Raw genomic sequence first — 14,574 nt, forward strand, 5'->3', positions numbered from 1 at the left:
CCACAGCCAACTTCGTTAGGAAAGATCTAAAGTTGCATTTGAACCCATGTTACGGTGTTGGTATGCATTGATCCAAAGTCGGCGGTGAGCTTCCAGGCTTTTTACAAAGGCCGCAAATTCGGCAATATCCTTTTTATCGATGATTCGAGATTTGCACTGAACGGAATTAAATCAGCTTAATGATATCAAGTGAAACGGAGGGCAGAACGTATGTACCCGGACGTGGTTAGGAAGTCCCCCGAATATGATCGGCTGCACGCCCAGCTAAGCACTTGCTGTGAGATAATGGGGTCGTTATCGATTTGTGCGTTGGACTGATGGGCATTTCCGAATTACAACACTCTCAACAAAACAACATTGCGGTTGAAAGGGCTCGGCATATAGTGTCGCTGAAAGGATGGAATTCTACCTCGTACCAAATTCTCAATCCCGGCATACGACGATGGTTCTCCCAGTCGGGAGATGCGGTAACGGGCTATGTCACAACTAGACGAGCTTGGGTCGTCGTAGGTGCACCGGTTTGTACGATTGAGCGGTTGAAGGAGGTTGTGTCTGAATTTGAAAGCGAGGCAGCACGCGACAATATGCGAGTTTGCTATCTTTGCGCCGAAGCGAGGCTGGAGGCGGTTTTTTCAAACTCGACAACCCACGCCAAAGTGCTTTTGGGTGCTCAGCCGGTGTGGAACCCCCAAAACTGGGCGGTATGCGTGTCCAAAAACAGGTCGCTTCGCAAGCAGCTTAACCGGGCACACAACAAAAACGTATTCGTTACCGAATGGTCGGCGGAACGGGCATTTGCAAACACAGAGTTGCTCAATTGTTTACATGAGTGGCTTAAAGGGAAGGGGCTACCACCGATGCACTTTATGGTTGAGCCGGAAACGCTAAGCCGCTTATTCGACCGACGGATATTTGTAGCCGAACGCGATGGAGCAGTAGTCGGTTTTGTGATGCTTTCACCGGTTCCGATGCGAAACGGTTGGCTCTTTGAACAATACGTGCATAGTCCCGACTCGCCAAACGGAACGGTCGAATTGATGATCGACGCGGCTATGAGGGCATTGTCTAATGGTCAAAGCGAATATGCGACTCTCGGACTGTCACCGCTCTCAACCAGAGCTGAGATAGAACCATTTAGAAATCCCGTATGGCTTAGCCTCCTGCTCACATGGATTCGTGCTCACGGACGGAGATTCTACAATTTTGAAGGGCTTGATTCTTTTAAGGCGAAATTTCGCCCGGAGAGATGGGAGCCTGTATTTGCTATATCCAATGAGCCGCGGCTTTCGCCCTCCACTCTGTATGCGATTGCGTCCGCATTCAGCAGAAATGCTCCAATACGACTTTTTTTAGGCGGATTGCGGCGAGCAGTTAGAAGTGAGATCCGTTGGCTAATCCAGAAATTGTAAAATCGGGAAGGGTGAATACCAGGAACTCGGAAGAAGGGAACAGATCGCTGCCTTTCGAAAAGTCCTTTGGAAAATCTTCGTTTGGTATTAGGTCCGTCTGTCGCTAGCTACTAGCGGCGAACTGCATCTTTTCTACCAGCAGTCGAAATCGCGCGTCGTCTCGAATTGACGTTAGGCGAGGATCGACATTTAGCCAGACGAGGCGTTCTTCGCGGAGGTTGAAACATCTTTCGAGGGCGGCGAATGCGTCATCGACGCGGCCTAGTTCGGCATAGTTGATCGCAAGAGAATAGTCGGCTTTCGAGTTTTCTTTGGACATTTCTTCGAGCTTTTGCAAATGTTCGCCGGCTTTCGCGGGGTTTCCTGTCTTTGAATATAGCGTGGCAAGCAGCGATGACCAGACGAACTGTCGTCCTCGATCAGATACCGCCATTTCTTCCGTGACGGTTATTGCTCGCTCGTATTGTCCGGTATGAAAGAGAAATGTCGGCAACGCACGACGTGCGGTTTGATTCTGTTTGTCAAAATTGTATCGACTCTCGGCGATCTTTAGACCTTCGTCAAAACGCCCTGCGGATTCGAGTATTGCAAATTTAACGTCCTCGACCATTGGCGTGACCGGATCGACCTCAATCGCGCGTTCGACCATTGCGAGAGCCTCATCGGTTCTGCCTAGAAACGACAGCATTTGCGCGCACCATGCGATTGCTGTCGCATTGTTCGGGTCCAGTTCAATAGCCTTCTTAAATTCCTTTTCGGCACCGATCCAATCCCATTCATTGCTGCGCTTTAGTCTGCCGAGAGATGCGTGGGCTTCGGAGAGGTCAGCGTCGAGTTCGAGTGCTCGTTTGATGTAGGCGGTCGCCTTTTTATAATTTTCGGCGGCCTGAGCGCCTGTCGCGCCGTTTCCCTGCCGCGTGAACAGATCGCCGAGTCCAGAATAGGCAAGGGCGAATGTTGGATCAAGCGCCAGTGCCTGTTGGTAGGCGTCAAGAGATTGCTGAAAACCCTTCTCGATGCGGCGGGAAAAGATTGTGCGTCCACGAAGATATGCGAGATATGCTTCGCGATTCTCGGTATATCGTTTTCCCAGAATCTCTTCGTCGTTCGGCGTTACGTTATCGAGAAGCGAACCGGCAACACGCAGTGCAAGTTGATCTTGCAGTGCGAATATATCGCCGTTTGGCTCGTCGAATGTATAAGTCCACAATTGCGAGCCGTCGCGAACATCGATCAGCCGCAGGTTAACGCGCATTCGGCTGTCTATTTTTTGATAGGTTCCAGCGATAACAGCGTCAACTTTTAATTCGGCCCCCAATTCAATCGAATCTTTTTTTCCTTTTGCGAAATGTTCAACCGCCGAATAAGGTCGAACCCTGAAACGTCTCAATCCCGCCAGACGTGTGATAAGAGAATCAGTAAGGCCGAGTATTACACTGTTGTCTAAATCGTCTTCGGATAAGTTCTTAAGTGGGAGAACGGCTAACGTCGTAATGCTCTTTGTCGAAGGCGAAACGACGGTTGAACCGTTTCGAAAATATACAAAACCCGTAATTCCTAATACCACGATCAGCAGAAGTGCGACTGCCGCGAATCTTAGGTATCTTTGCTGAGGCTTACGATCTTTAGATAGTTGCTTGTCGTTGTTGCCACTAGGCGGAGCAACAAGTTTATATCCGCGACGCGGGACGGTCTGGATCAGGTCTTTGTCGCCAAGGGCCTTTCGGAGCAAAGAGATCGTGTAGTTAATATTTCCTTCTTCGACAAACGTATCCTTCCAAACGGTCGCCAAAAGGTCTTCGCGCGTGACTATCTGGCCATCCTTTTCGATAAGCAGAGCGAGAATCTCAGTAGCCTTCGGCGGCAGCGGAATAATCTCATCGTTGCGCGAGAGTATCCGTTCCGACATATTAAAACGGAATTCACCAAAGTCAATAGTTTTCGGTTTTTCGTCACTCATCGGACAAACCTAACAACTTCCTAACGCGTTCCAAAGGATTTAGGGATACCTAATACGATAAAACTATCGCCTGTAAACGACAAACATACATTCGGAAAACATCAGGAGAAAGAAAGATGAAAAATTACATACGCACGATCTGCGTGCTGATGCTACTCGGCATTATGCCATCGATATCGAGTGCTCAGAGCAGCGGAGCGATCCGCGAAGCTTTTTATAATGAGGTCGGCCACGATGTGGTCGGGTACGTGGCGGTGTTCATGAATTTTTATGATCCCAATCTGACGGGAAATGTGAACATCAACAATCCGGGCAGCGCTGCCGAATGGACGGATCTAATGGCTCGCCTCGCCAGGCTCGACAATCTTTGCAAAACGAAATACTCGAACGTTACAAATGACCCGAACTTTCCGCCGAACTTCATAAACGGTAAGCCTAAGTTATGGTGTGCTATCGCTGCGAATCGCGTTGAGTATGAAAGGCAGGCACGCGGGTCGGCAAATGATCAGCGGGCCGAGTCGTTCGTCAAGATATGGCGATACGACATCGAAAAAGCCGTAAATGATCAAAAGGGTTATGTTTACGACGACATACAGCGAATGCTTTACGCCCCTACTTGGAAAACGGAGAAATTCGCTGAGGTGCAGAAAGCATATTCTTCCGAAGGTTTAGGCCAGCCGTCGATGAAGATGTTTGATGCGATCGAGCCGGACCTTGCGAAGGTCCGAGCCCGCATTGACCGTGACAGCAAAACCAACGTATGGGTACAGCCACCCAACTCAGAACCCGCGATGGAGTCTTTCTTTAAGACAAGACTGCTCGCCCACCCTCAACATAGGGGCACGGAAATCCTAAAGATCGGCAGTAATTATAGTAACTGGAGAGTGTTCAAAAACTCGCTTGGCATTCCGACCAGTCAGTACAAGCGCGGCCTTTTCCTCGCCAAACGTCCCGGGCAGAACGGGCTTTGCCAGATTCGCGAGTGGATCGTCAAACAGGAATACATCGGCGGTGGAAAATTTGGCCCGTCCAAGATCGAAAGCTTTGGCGGTGCAGGTATCTACGCAAAATGCCAGTGATCCGCGAATGGCGTTGGAATGAGACCGAAGAGGGTTGCGACGGAGTCACGCTGCGCAGAGACGGCGTGACCCTGTGGTCAGCAAACTGGCGGGCCCCATTTACCGATTCTGGCCATGAGTGGACCATCGAAGAATTCAGAACATCCGCTACTTCTGCGGGAATACCGCCAGATGTCTGGAAAGAACTGAATCAGGAAATAACGAAGATCGAGAAATAGGAGATTACAATGAAAAACACTATCGGATTTGTAGTACTATTGGCGGCCATTCTCGGCTGCTCATCATTCAGCAAGAAAGAAACATCAAACAATGCCGCACCGGCACCTGCCAAGACCGAACCGGCTAAAACCGATGCTGCTCCGCCGAGTGCATCGGACTTGACGCTTGAGAAATTTAACCAGCTAACCGTTGGAATGAAATATGACGAGGTCGTCAAAATTCTTGGCTCCGCAGGAACAGAAGCTAGCAGTTCTTCGTCGGCAGGAAACAAATATGTTTCGTATAAATGGGAAGGTGCGAACAATGCCCGAATAACCGCAACCTTCAAAAATGATGTTCTGACCACAAAGAATCAGTTAAATGTAAGATCAACGACAACCCAAGCAGCAACATCCGATCTCACAATGGCAAAATACGAACAGCTAAATACTGGTTTGAGCTATGCCGAAGCCGCAAAAATAATCGGTTCGGAAGGCTCACAAACCAGCAGTTCAACTTCGAGCAACTACAAGACGACGACTTACAAATGGGAAGGCGACAAAAACGCACGAATTTATGTCATTTTCAAAGATGACAAAATCCAGTCAAAGTCACAGTCAAATCTGAAGTAGGGGGCTTCGTACTAATGGGCCAACCGTTGGGCCGTGTGATGGGCCCGACGAGAATATCGTGCAATAATGTAAGCCGAACCTTAGACAATCGTATGGAACAGTTCTTAGCAACTGAGACGTTGATTATTGAGCTGCTGCTGATCGTTTCGCTCGTCGCTCTGGCCGTGCGGCGGCTGCGGATCCCGTATACGGTGGCCCTTGTGGTCGTCGGATTGCTGATCACTTTTCAGCAGCCGATCGGGATCGATCTCACGCCGGAGCTGATCTTGTCGATCTTTATTCCGCCGCTTGTCTTTGAAGCCGCATTTCATCTTGAGTTCAAATCTCTCCGTGCAAACTGGCTGCCGATCGTCGGGCTGGCGATTCCCGGTGTTCTGGTCACGACGTTTGTGGTCGGCGGTATTGTTTCATGGGGCGTAGGCATTTCGTTGTCGAGCGCTCTGGTTTTCGGGGCATTGATCGCCGCGACCGATCCGGTGGCGGTGGTATCGCTGTTCAAAGCATTGGGAGCTCCGAAGCGTCTGACGACTCTCGTCGAGAGCGAGAGTTTGTTTAACGACGGAACAGCGATCGTTGTTTTCAAATTGCTGGTTGTGTTGGCTTTGGGCGTGGCCGTCAGCGAAACGGGCGAAGCGTCCCAACCATTTGATTTATTGACAGCAACGGTTGATTTCTTTCGAGTCTCGGCCGGCGGCTTGCTGGTCGGTGTCGGCTTGGGATGGGTTATCGCACAGGTGATCGCTCGCGTGGACGACTATTTGATCGAAACGATGCTCACGACCGTCCTTGCCTTCGGGGCGTATCTGGTCGCCGAGCGGTTTCATGTTTCAGGGGTCCTAGCGGTAGTAGCGGCGGGAATTATCACCGGCAACATCGGCTTGAAAGGGATGTCGCCGACGACGCGGATCGTTCTGTTCAATTTTTGGGAGTTCCTTGCGTTTGTCGCAAATTCGCTTGTATTTCTGCTGATCGGCCTGGAGGTGAATCTGCGCGAGATCGGTGCCAATATTGTCCCGATCGGCGTAGCTCTGGGAGCGGTTTTATTGAGCCGGGCGCTGGTCGTTTACGGAATAACGGCTTTGACGAACCTGCGTTCGACAAATAAAGTTCCGTTCGCCTACCGACACGTCCTTTTCTGGGGCGGATTGCGCGGAGCGATCTCTCTGGCACTGGCATTGAGCCTACCGCTTGCTCTCGCGGAACGAGATCTTTTACGAACGATGACGTTCGGCGTGGTTTTGTTCACGCTGCTGGCACAGGGAACTACGATGCAGTTTTTGATGAAGCGTTTAGGACTAGGAGTGGCGCCCGCGCTCGAGCTCGAATACGAACGCCGCCACGGACGCCTCATCGCCGCGCAGGCTGCACTTCATCGAATCGAAGAAATGTATCACGCCAATTTGTTCTCGCTAGCGATTTGGCAGCAGTCCGAACCCGAACTGCAACGGCAGGTCGACGACGCTCTCGCCGCGCAAAACGAACTGTTAAAGAAACACCCCGAACTCCAGCTCGAAGAACGCGAAGACGCCCGCCGCGAAGGCCTCAACGCCCAACGCTCTGCCCTGACCACAATGCTCAGCAGCGGCCTCATCTCCGACGCGGTCTATGAAGAACTCGTCACCGAAGTCGATCACGCCCTCGAAAAGATCAATCACGGAACGGAACTGGTTTTAGCAAGCGACGGTTTCGAGCAAACGGTGTGAACCAGCTTGGCTGCAATTGCAGATCGAGCAAAAGAAAGGCCTGAGGCAAGCCTACACGCCGTAAGCAATAGGAGTATTTTCATTCGCGATGTCATCGCAATTGACTATGAACAAACGCTTTTACAGGAACTCAAAACTTCCAAAAAACCGGAATTAGAAATGTCGCGAGGAGCCAGAAGATGATGTTTAGCGGGGTGCCGACCTTGAGGAAATCGATGAATTTGTATTGGCCGGGACCGTAGATCATGGTGTTTGTTTGGTAGCCGACGGGGGTCATGAAGCTGGCGGAGGCGGCGAAGGTGACGGCGACCAGGAAGGGCTGCGGGTTGACGCCGAGGGTGGCGGCGGTGGCGATGGCGATGGGGGCGAGCAGGGCGGCGGTGGCGGTGTTTGACATCATCTCGGTGAGTAGCGAGGTCAGGATGTAGAACGCCGAGACGAGAGCGATGAGGCCGAGCGTGCCTACGGTGCCGATGAGCTGCGTCGAGATCAGTCGGGCGGCGCCCGTGTTTTCGAGGGCGACGCCGAGAGACAGAACGCCGGCGAGTAGGAAGATGATCTTCCATTCGATCGCATGGTACGCCTCGTCGAGCGTGATACATCTGGTCAAAATCAGAATGATCGCACCGACGGTCGCGGTGACGACGATCGGTGCGAAATTAAGGCTTGCGGCGAGGATCACTCCCGCGACGACCGCAACCGCGATGACCACCTTGTTTCGCCGGAATTCGACCGTCTGTTGCTCGGAGGTGACGATGAGATCGTTGCTTCGTTTGAAAGCGTTGAGACGGTCAATGTGGATTTCGACGAGGAGCATGTCTCCGGCCGTTAGTACCTTGTCGGAAAGTTTTTCCCGGAGGAGTTTGCCGTTATGACGGATCGCGAGAACGGTCCCTCCATAGTTTTCACGGAAATTTGATCTCTGAAGAGTGCTGCCGACGAGCGGCCCATTTGGATCTATGACCGCCTCGACCAGTCGGAAATCCTCGGAGGTAATGCTCTCGTCGCCCCATTTGGTCTGCGGTTTGAACCTGATGCCCGAGCGTTCCTGAAGAGCGCGTATCTCATCGAGGTTACAGCGGACGATCAAAATATCATCGGCGAGCAGGACAACGTCGCCCGTCGGCTGCTGTATCCGCTCATCTCCGCGGCGGATCTCGATGATGTTAATGTCGAGATCATGCACGAGGGCCGAGTTTCGAATTTTCGATCCGACTGACGCGGCGTGTGGCAAAAGAACAATCTCGGTAAGGTATTCGCTGAGTGCGAAAGATTCGGTCAAATCGCCTTGGCCGCGACGCTCGGGTATTAAACGAATGCCGACTAACAGCAGGTAAGCCGTACCGACCGCGAACATTATCAAACCGAGCGGAGCAAACTCAAACATCGTAAATGCGGGCAGGTTGTTCTTTTCGGCGATAGAGCTGACCAGAATATTTGTCGAGGTTCCGATCAATGTACACACGCCTCCGAACATCGACGCAAATGAGACGGGCATCAGGATCTTCGACGCACTTATTCCAGTCTCACGCGCAGCCCCAAGAAGGATCGGAAGAAAGATCGCGATAACCGGCGTGTTGTTAATAAACGCGGAAAGCACGCCGACAATGATCATCACCAAAAGGATCGCGATCCAAAATGAATTCTTGAAAATGCGGTTGATAAAGACGCCGATGAATGTAACCGCTCCCGTCCTAAAGAGCCCCGCGCTCAGGATAAACATCGCGGCGATTGTGATCGTTGCCATGTTGCTAAAACCCGCAAGTCCCTCGACGGGCGTTACGACACCGCTGACAAGAAGCAAAGCCATCACTACGAGAGCAACAAGATCGACCGGCAATTTCTCAGTAACGAACAGATAGACCGCTAGAAGCAGGACGGCAAAGACGAAAATCATCTCAAAATTCATAAACGATCGTTACGAAGCCATTTATGTTTCGGTGACGTGAAAATCCATCGCGTCTATATCTTCGTCGGATTCTTCTGGCTGTCCAAAGAGCTTAAGCCAGATAAAGCCGGCGGTTCCTGCTGTAAATGATGCGAGCAGAATCGCCATTTTAGAGTTATTTATCACTAGTGCATTATCGGTAAACGCGAGGTTTGTAATAAAGATCGACATTGTAAAACCGATGCCGCCGAGTAGCCCGGCGCCCAAGACGTGCCTCCAGTTCAAATCGAGCGGCAGTTTGCAAATGCCGATCGAAACAGCGATGAAACTCAAGAGCGTGATGCCAAGTGGTTTGCCGAGTACTAGTCCGCCGATGATGCCAAAACTGTTTGGCGTTGTAAGGTTTTGCGCCCAGTCGGCGCCGATGACAATGCCTGTATTACATAGCGCAAATATCGGCAGAATCACAAACGCGACCGGCATGTGCAAGAGGTGTTCAAGTTGATATGAGGGTGATTCCTCGTCATCTTCCAATTCAGACGAGGGAATTGCGAATGCGAGGAGAACTCCGGCAATCGTGGCGTGAACGCCTGATTTTAACATCAGATACCACGCCAACGCCCCGACAAGCAAATAGACAACCAGTGACTTTATCCCTAAGAAACGCGCCGCCGCCGCGAGCGTGGCCAAAACCAGGAGCGCTCCAACAAGATATAGAGCGGAAAGCTCAGCGGTGTAAAAAACCGCGATGATAACGATCGCGCACAGATCGTCGAGTACTGCGAACGCGACAACGAAAACCTTCAGCGACGCCGGAACACGGTTGCCCAAAATCGCGAGGGCACCGAGAGCGAATGCGATATCCGTCGCCATCGGAATACCGATCCCGGCCTGTGTCGGTGTTCCCGCGTTAAGGAAGAAGTGAATCAGAGCGGGAAAGGCAAGTCCGCCAAGGGCGGCGAAAATAGGCAAAAGCGCGTTCTTAAAATTCGAAAGCTCGCCGTTATAAAGCTCGCGTTTCAGTTCCAAACCTATGAGCAAGAAGAAAATCGCCATCAACCCATCGTTGATCCAGTGCTCGACGCTTAAGGGGCCGATGTAGTTGCTCCATATACTCAAATAATTCTTGCCCAAGATCGAATTGGCGAAAATGAGCGACACGGCCGTGCATACGATCAACAATATCCCGCTAGATTTCTCGGAGTCGAAAAATGCCTTGAACGATCTTGATAATTTTCTTTGTACAATTCCCATCAGAGCTTAATCTGGTTTTCGCGGAGTGGCGGCACTCAGATATTTCGACCTTTCGATATCTCCGTCGCGAGTGCCCGTCGTGTCGTGAAACAAAACCACCGAATGCGGATACGGCATATCTATTCCGGCTTCGTCCAACGCGAGCTTAATACCGGTTGCTACGCGGTCGCTCGTGAGGCGAACATCCGCTTTCTGAGACTTCGTCCAGAACAATACTTTCAGATCGAACGACGAAGGAGCAAGTGCGACGACGTTAACTGAGGGCTCCGGCTCCTTCAAAACGCCTTCCGTTTTTTCAAGCACAGCCATTATCGCAAAACGTGCTTTTTCAATCGAATCCTGATAACCAATACCTACGATCAGACTCGCGCGTCGGCGGTCGAAAGCGGTTCGAATCAGGACGGCGTTGGTATAAATGTCGCCGTTCGGTATGACGGCACGTTCGCCGTCATACGTTTTTATCCGGGTCGAGCGGACGTTGATCTCCTCGACGGTTCCGTCGAATTCACGAAATTTAATCTGATCGCCGACGACAAACGGTTTGCGCCAAAGAATGAGTATTCCGGCGAAAAAGTTTTGAAGCACATCCTTGAACGCAAAAAGCAGGCAAGACCCCATTCTTCTGCCGCCTCACATCGTGCAGCTAATTGTCCGAGTCGGAGCGTTTCGCGGCAGGTTCTTTTAGCAAGTTTGTCGTTCCTTCAGTAACACTGGCCGGGACATACTCAAAGTCGCCTATCGGCGCAAGCTTTTTGGTCGTAGGTGCGTGCGGCAGTGAATCCGGTTGTTTGGGGGCACCGCTCCGCTTATTGAAGGACGACCGCAGCATCGGGTATGCAGCGATAAAGAACATTCCGGCTATCGAAATGATCACCCCAAGAAAAATGACCGCGCGAAGTTCGACAAAGCTACCTACCAAAGCGATCATTATTCCGCCAAACGCCATCGCCAACCCGCCAAGCCTCGGGTTGAAAGGACGCGGCTCGGCGGCGGCAACCTGAGCTCCGCAGGAGCGGCAAAACTGCTGGTCGTTTAGTATTTGTGATCCGCAATCTGGACAGTTCATATTTTGCCTTTGTAAAACAATATTGCACTAGACTATACGTCAAACCGCAACCCTATGTTCGATGAGTGGCGGCAGATGTGAATGAGCCGTAAGAACAAGGCAGCAGTCAGAAGTCCGCAAGATCCGCCTTAATATTTCGGGTGTGCGGCCGAAAACAAGATGAACGGCAGATACTATAAAGGGACGGCTTCGGTCGTCTTTTTATTTAAATAACGGCCCGCGTCTTCGATTGGCAGGTCATTGATACTGGCATAACGATGCGACATTAAGCCGTCTTCGTTGAACTGCCACAATTCATTACCGTAACTGCGGAACCATTGGCCCGTGGTGTCGTGCCATTCGTATTCGAATCTGACAGCCATGCGGTTTTCGCGAAATCCCCAAAGCTCTTTTTTGAGAACGTAGTCGAGTTCGCGTTCCCATTTGCCTTTCAGGAACTGCTTGACCGCCTCGCGGCCGTTGATGAATTCGGCGCGGTTTCGCCACTCGGTGTCGACCGAATATGCAAGGCAAACTCGTTCAGGATCGCGGGAATTCCATGCATTCTCTGCCGCCTGAACCTTTGCCAATGCCTTTTCCATCGTGAAAGGCGGAACGATATCGCCCGGTTTTGGTGGATATTCGTTATTCATTTTGCTTTCTCCTTTGCTCGCAGTTGTGCGACCTCTTTTTCCAGTTTTTCGACGTGTTCGCGAAGCGGCAATGTGATCGAGCGAATCTCGTCCATCGTGAAACGTGGCGTGATGTGCTGCGGGCAGTTCCAGTCGAATGCCTCAACGTGCAGGATCATCGCCCGCTCGATCTTTGCTTTGTAATCGGGCACTGTCAGTTGCTCGATCAGCCAGGGTGCATCCACGGCATCTTTGACTTCGACGCGGGCTAGTATTTTGAGTCTCGCCTGGTTCGGATAATCCATCAGGAAAAGTGCGGCTTTGTCGTTCGCCGCTAGATTTCCGACGCTGATGTACTGCAAGTTGCCGCGAAAATCCGCGTATCCAAGGGTCCGATCATCCAAGACTTTCAAAAATCCCGCCGGCCCGCCGCGAAACTGGACATATGGCTGACCATCCTCGCTGACGGTCGCCATGTAAAAACCGTCGCGGGCCTCGATAAAATCATTCTCGGCATCCGAAAGCCCATGAAAATCCGGATCGCCGCCTTCAAACCTAGCGTAGTTCTTACGCGTTCCGTAATGTTCCTGTGCCGCCTTTACGCTCGGCGTGAATGTCAGATCAAAAAATTTGTGTGACATGGTTATACATCTCCAAAAAGGCAAATTGTCACGCTTTGGTCTTCTGCGGAGGCCAAAACGTGATCTTTCCAAATATTAACGCAAGAACCACGTAAACAATGGCGACCGCACCCACGGGTAGTGCGTCTTTTACAATGAACGCTCCTTTCGACAAAGCAAGACCACCGATCATAAAATGGGTGAAATTTGCGATCGCTACCGGCCGGCTGTAAATACCTCCGATCAAATTTGCCTTTGCTGTCCAATTAAGCATCGCAAACGCAAAATAAAGTCCACCGAGGAGCTGCAAGATCAGCGAGAACACGCCGTTTGGATCCGCGTCCGAGTATTTCAAGAGATAGCCCGGAAAGAAAACAAGCACTGATCCGCTGACCGCCATCAGAACTGAGCTAACTGCCATTATTGGTTTCGTATTCATTATTTTGTTGACCGTATTTGCACGCTAGTGTATTTCAGCTTGATTTTTCAAGAAAGGTGCATGCACCAGCCACGCACCTATTGAATAACGTTTACGCACTCGCCGCACGGCTTGCGAGCGGGAATTCTATCGTCGGGAAATCGACAACCGTTCCAGCTACCTCGTTGAAGTAATTGGTGAAAATATTCAACGCGACATTGGCGACGATCTCGGTGATCTCCATCTCGGTAAAGCCGGCGGCGGTCACAGCCTGAAAGTCTGCCGGTGACACTTTGCCGCGACTGACGATCAACGCACTTGCAAATTTCAGAGCTGCATCGGCCTTTTTGTCATGTGACGATGCCCTACGGGCGTCTTCGATCGAGTGTTCATCAAGCCCAACCATCTTGCCGATCGCCGAATGTGCAGATGCACAATAGTGGCAGCCATTGATCTCGGCTGTCGTCAACGCGATCTGCTCGCGAAGCTTTGCGGTAAGCGTCGTGCCTAAAGAACCACTGAAGTTCAAATAAGCCTCAAGGACCGCCGGCGAACTTGCCAGGGTTTTCATCAGATTCGGTGCGAAACCGATCTTTTCTTTTACTACATCGAGCAATTCTTTTGCTTTGCCTTCTGCTGATTCGTGATTGATTGCTGTAATTCTCTGCATTTTTTTATTCTCCTAATTTCTAAATTCTCCAAAAAACTGTTTCGTTACTTTTCCAAGTCGGTTATATTCTCCTCAAACTTTACTTACGATTCTTGACCTTCTCGTCATAAAATCGCTGCATATTCTCAGAGATATAATCGAGATGATCTTCGACTGCGAAATGTCCGGCATCGAGGCGGTGCATTTCGGCTTTCGGAAGATCCTTCAAAAACGCTTCACCACCGGCAGGCGTAAAGAAGATGTCCGTCTGTCCCCAGAAAATGATCGTCTTTGGATGATTGTCGCGGAGAAATTTCTGCCAAACCGGATACAACTCAACATTTTTACGATAATCGTAGAAAAGGTCTAGGTTTACTCGGACGGCATTGGGCCTTTCCATAAAACCGAAATCCGATTCCCAGTTGTCAGGGCTGATCAATTCGGGGTCCTTCGCTCCGAAAAGGTAGATGCCCTTGATCGCGTCTTTGGTCAAAAATCCTTCGAGCGGCTTTTCCGTTTCCGGCGAACGGTTCTTCCACAAGGCACCGCGAAGTCCGTCCCAGACCGCTGTGAAGCCAATTTCGTAGGCGTTTGTGTTCTGAACGATCAGCCAGTCGAGGGCCTTCGGATTGCGACCAACGATCCTGAAACCGACCGGGCCGCCGTAATCCTGCGCATAGAGCCCGTAGTGATCAAATCCCTTGAGCTTTAGAAAATGCTCGACGATCTGTGAAATTCCCTCGAACGTATAGTCATACTTTGCCGGATCAGGAATATCGCTGAGGCCGAATCCCGGATAGTCCGGAGCGATGACGTGAAACTTACCCGATAGTGACCGCATCAGATCGCGGTATTGGTGAGACGCTGCGGGAAAACCGTGCAGCAGCACGACCTTCGGGTTTGCCGGATCGCCTGCTTCGCGATAAGCGATGTTCAGGCCGTCGACCTTGATGAAACCGTATTTTACGGCCGTCGTGTCGGCACTTACCAACTTGCTGTCTGAATTTGGGGCCTGCCCCTGAACGCTAAGACCAGCTGACATTGCGGCGATCATGATCGATCCTAGTAAGAGATACTTTCGAAATGT

Annotated in this window: 15 protein-coding genes; 5 read left to right on the top strand and 10 right to left on the bottom strand. The window is 51.1% G+C overall.

Going from position 1 to position 14,574, the window contains the following annotated elements; translation table 11 throughout:
* Positions 1-383 precede the first annotated feature (383 nt).
* Positions 384-1,409 carry a DUF2156 domain-containing protein gene (locus tag IPG22_17655; protein ID MBK6590113.1) on the top strand — a complete coding sequence of 342 codons (1,026 nt, stop codon included), beginning with the start codon at positions 384-386 and terminating at the stop codon, positions 1,407-1,409.
* Between the two features lie 103 nt (positions 1,410-1,512).
* On the opposite strand, the gene IPG22_17660 is transcribed toward IPG22_17655, so the two are convergent.
* Positions 1,513-3,369, bottom strand: a complete 1,857-nt coding sequence (locus tag IPG22_17660) for a tetratricopeptide repeat protein (GenBank protein ID MBK6590114.1) — start codon at positions 3,367-3,369, stop codon at positions 1,513-1,515.
* Between the two features lie 116 nt (positions 3,370-3,485).
* Between IPG22_17660 and IPG22_17665 the strand changes: the two genes are divergently transcribed.
* From IPG22_17665 to IPG22_17680, 4 genes are all read left to right on the top strand, one after another.
* Positions 3,486-4,448 carry a hypothetical protein gene (locus tag IPG22_17665; GenBank protein MBK6590115.1) on the top strand — a complete coding sequence of 321 codons (963 nt, stop codon included), beginning with the start codon at positions 3,486-3,488 and terminating at the stop codon, positions 4,446-4,448.
* The gene (locus IPG22_17670) at positions 4,439-4,666 is read left to right on the top strand and encodes a hypothetical protein (protein ID MBK6590116.1); all 228 of its coding nucleotides are present in this window, start codon (positions 4,439-4,441) and stop codon (positions 4,664-4,666) included. The genes IPG22_17665 and IPG22_17670 overlap by 10 nt, the downstream gene beginning before the upstream one ends.
* Positions 4,667-4,675: 9 nt before the next feature.
* A complete protein-coding gene (locus tag IPG22_17675) occupies positions 4,676-5,278 on the top strand; it encodes a DUF3862 domain-containing protein (GenBank protein MBK6590117.1) in 603 nt (200 codons plus the stop codon).
* A gap of 92 nt (positions 5,279-5,370) precedes the next feature.
* Positions 5,371-6,981 (top strand): Na+/H+ antiporter, encoded by a 1,611-nt coding sequence (locus IPG22_17680; protein MBK6590118.1) that lies wholly within the window; start codon positions 5,371-5,373, stop codon positions 6,979-6,981.
* Between the two features lie 130 nt (positions 6,982-7,111).
* On the opposite strand, the gene IPG22_17685 is transcribed toward IPG22_17680, so the two are convergent.
* The 9 genes from IPG22_17685 to IPG22_17725 all read right to left on the bottom strand — a co-directional run bounded on the left by IPG22_17685 (position 7,112) and on the right by IPG22_17725 (position 14,529).
* Complete coding sequence (locus tag IPG22_17685) at positions 7,112-8,890, bottom strand: SLC13 family permease (GenBank protein MBK6590119.1); 1,779 nt, start codon at positions 8,888-8,890, stop codon at positions 7,112-7,114.
* A 21-nt stretch (positions 8,891-8,911) separates the two neighbouring features.
* The gene (gene nhaA, locus IPG22_17690; GenBank protein ID MBK6590120.1) at positions 8,912-10,123 is read right to left on the bottom strand and encodes a Na+/H+ antiporter NhaA; all 1,212 of its coding nucleotides are present in this window, start codon (positions 10,121-10,123) and stop codon (positions 8,912-8,914) included.
* A 6-nt stretch (positions 10,124-10,129) separates the two neighbouring features.
* The gene (locus IPG22_17695; protein ID MBK6590121.1) at positions 10,130-10,741 is read right to left on the bottom strand and encodes a mechanosensitive ion channel family protein; all 612 of its coding nucleotides are present in this window, start codon (positions 10,739-10,741) and stop codon (positions 10,130-10,132) included.
* Between the two features lie 25 nt (positions 10,742-10,766).
* On the bottom strand, positions 10,767-11,189 hold the full coding sequence (locus IPG22_17700) for a zinc ribbon domain-containing protein (GenBank protein MBK6590122.1): 423 nt from the start codon (positions 11,187-11,189) through the stop codon (positions 10,767-10,769).
* Between the two features lie 173 nt (positions 11,190-11,362).
* Positions 11,363-11,821, bottom strand: coding sequence for a nuclear transport factor 2 family protein (locus tag IPG22_17705; GenBank protein ID MBK6590123.1), 459 nt, complete (start codon positions 11,819-11,821; stop codon positions 11,363-11,365).
* Positions 11,818-12,441 (bottom strand): pyridoxamine 5'-phosphate oxidase family protein, encoded by a 624-nt coding sequence (locus IPG22_17710; GenBank protein ID MBK6590124.1) that lies wholly within the window; start codon positions 12,439-12,441, stop codon positions 11,818-11,820. Before IPG22_17710 ends, IPG22_17705 begins: the two co-directional genes overlap by 4 nt.
* 28 nt (positions 12,442-12,469) lie before the next feature.
* Entirely contained in the window at positions 12,470-12,859 is a 390-nt protein-coding gene (locus tag IPG22_17715) for a hypothetical protein (GenBank protein ID MBK6590125.1), read from the bottom strand.
* A gap of 91 nt (positions 12,860-12,950) precedes the next feature.
* Positions 12,951-13,508, bottom strand: coding sequence for a carboxymuconolactone decarboxylase family protein (locus IPG22_17720; GenBank protein MBK6590126.1), 558 nt, complete (start codon positions 13,506-13,508; stop codon positions 12,951-12,953).
* Between the two features lie 79 nt (positions 13,509-13,587).
* Entirely contained in the window at positions 13,588-14,529 is a 942-nt protein-coding gene (locus IPG22_17725) for an alpha/beta hydrolase (protein ID MBK6590127.1), read from the bottom strand.
* Positions 14,530-14,574: the final 45 nt, after the last annotated feature.

This window comes from Acidobacteriota bacterium (genome assembly GCA_016703965.1).
GTDB lineage: Bacteria > Acidobacteriota > Blastocatellia > Pyrinomonadales > Pyrinomonadaceae > OLB17.

Excerpts from the sequence above, each read along its gene's own strand:
- IPG22_17660 (MBK6590114.1), bottom strand. The coding sequence starts at position 3,369 with ATGAGTGACGAAAAACCGAAAACTATTGACTTTGGTGAATTCCGTTTT.
- IPG22_17665 (MBK6590115.1), top strand. The coding sequence starts at position 3,486 with ATGAAAAATTACATACGCACGATCTGCGTGCTGATGCTACTCGGCATT.
- IPG22_17670 (MBK6590116.1), top strand. The coding sequence starts at position 4,439 with ATGCCAGTGATCCGCGAATGGCGTTGGAATGAGACCGAAGAGGGTTGC.
- IPG22_17675 (MBK6590117.1), top strand. The coding sequence starts at position 4,676 with ATGAAAAACACTATCGGATTTGTAGTACTATTGGCGGCCATTCTCGGC.
- IPG22_17680 (MBK6590118.1), top strand. The coding sequence starts at position 5,371 with ATGGAACAGTTCTTAGCAACTGAGACGTTGATTATTGAGCTGCTGCTG.
- IPG22_17685 (MBK6590119.1), bottom strand. The coding sequence starts at position 8,890 with ATGAATTTTGAGATGATTTTCGTCTTTGCCGTCCTGCTTCTAGCGGTC.
- nhaA (MBK6590120.1), bottom strand. The coding sequence starts at position 10,123 with ATGGGAATTGTACAAAGAAAATTATCAAGATCGTTCAAGGCATTTTTC.
- IPG22_17695 (MBK6590121.1), bottom strand. The coding sequence starts at position 10,741 with ATGGGGTCTTGCCTGCTTTTTGCGTTCAAGGATGTGCTTCAAAACTTT.
- IPG22_17700 (MBK6590122.1), bottom strand. The coding sequence starts at position 11,189 with ATGAACTGTCCAGATTGCGGATCACAAATACTAAACGACCAGCAGTTT.
- IPG22_17705 (MBK6590123.1), bottom strand. The coding sequence starts at position 11,821 with ATGAATAACGAATATCCACCAAAACCGGGCGATATCGTTCCGCCTTTC.
- IPG22_17710 (MBK6590124.1), bottom strand. The coding sequence starts at position 12,441 with ATGTCACACAAATTTTTTGATCTGACATTCACGCCGAGCGTAAAGGCG.
- IPG22_17715 (MBK6590125.1), bottom strand. The coding sequence starts at position 12,859 with ATGAATACGAAACCAATAATGGCAGTTAGCTCAGTTCTGATGGCGGTC.
- IPG22_17720 (MBK6590126.1), bottom strand. The coding sequence starts at position 13,508 with ATGCAGAGAATTACAGCAATCAATCACGAATCAGCAGAAGGCAAAGCA.
- IPG22_17725 (MBK6590127.1), bottom strand. The coding sequence starts at position 14,529 with ATGTCAGCTGGTCTTAGCGTTCAGGGGCAGGCCCCAAATTCAGACAGC.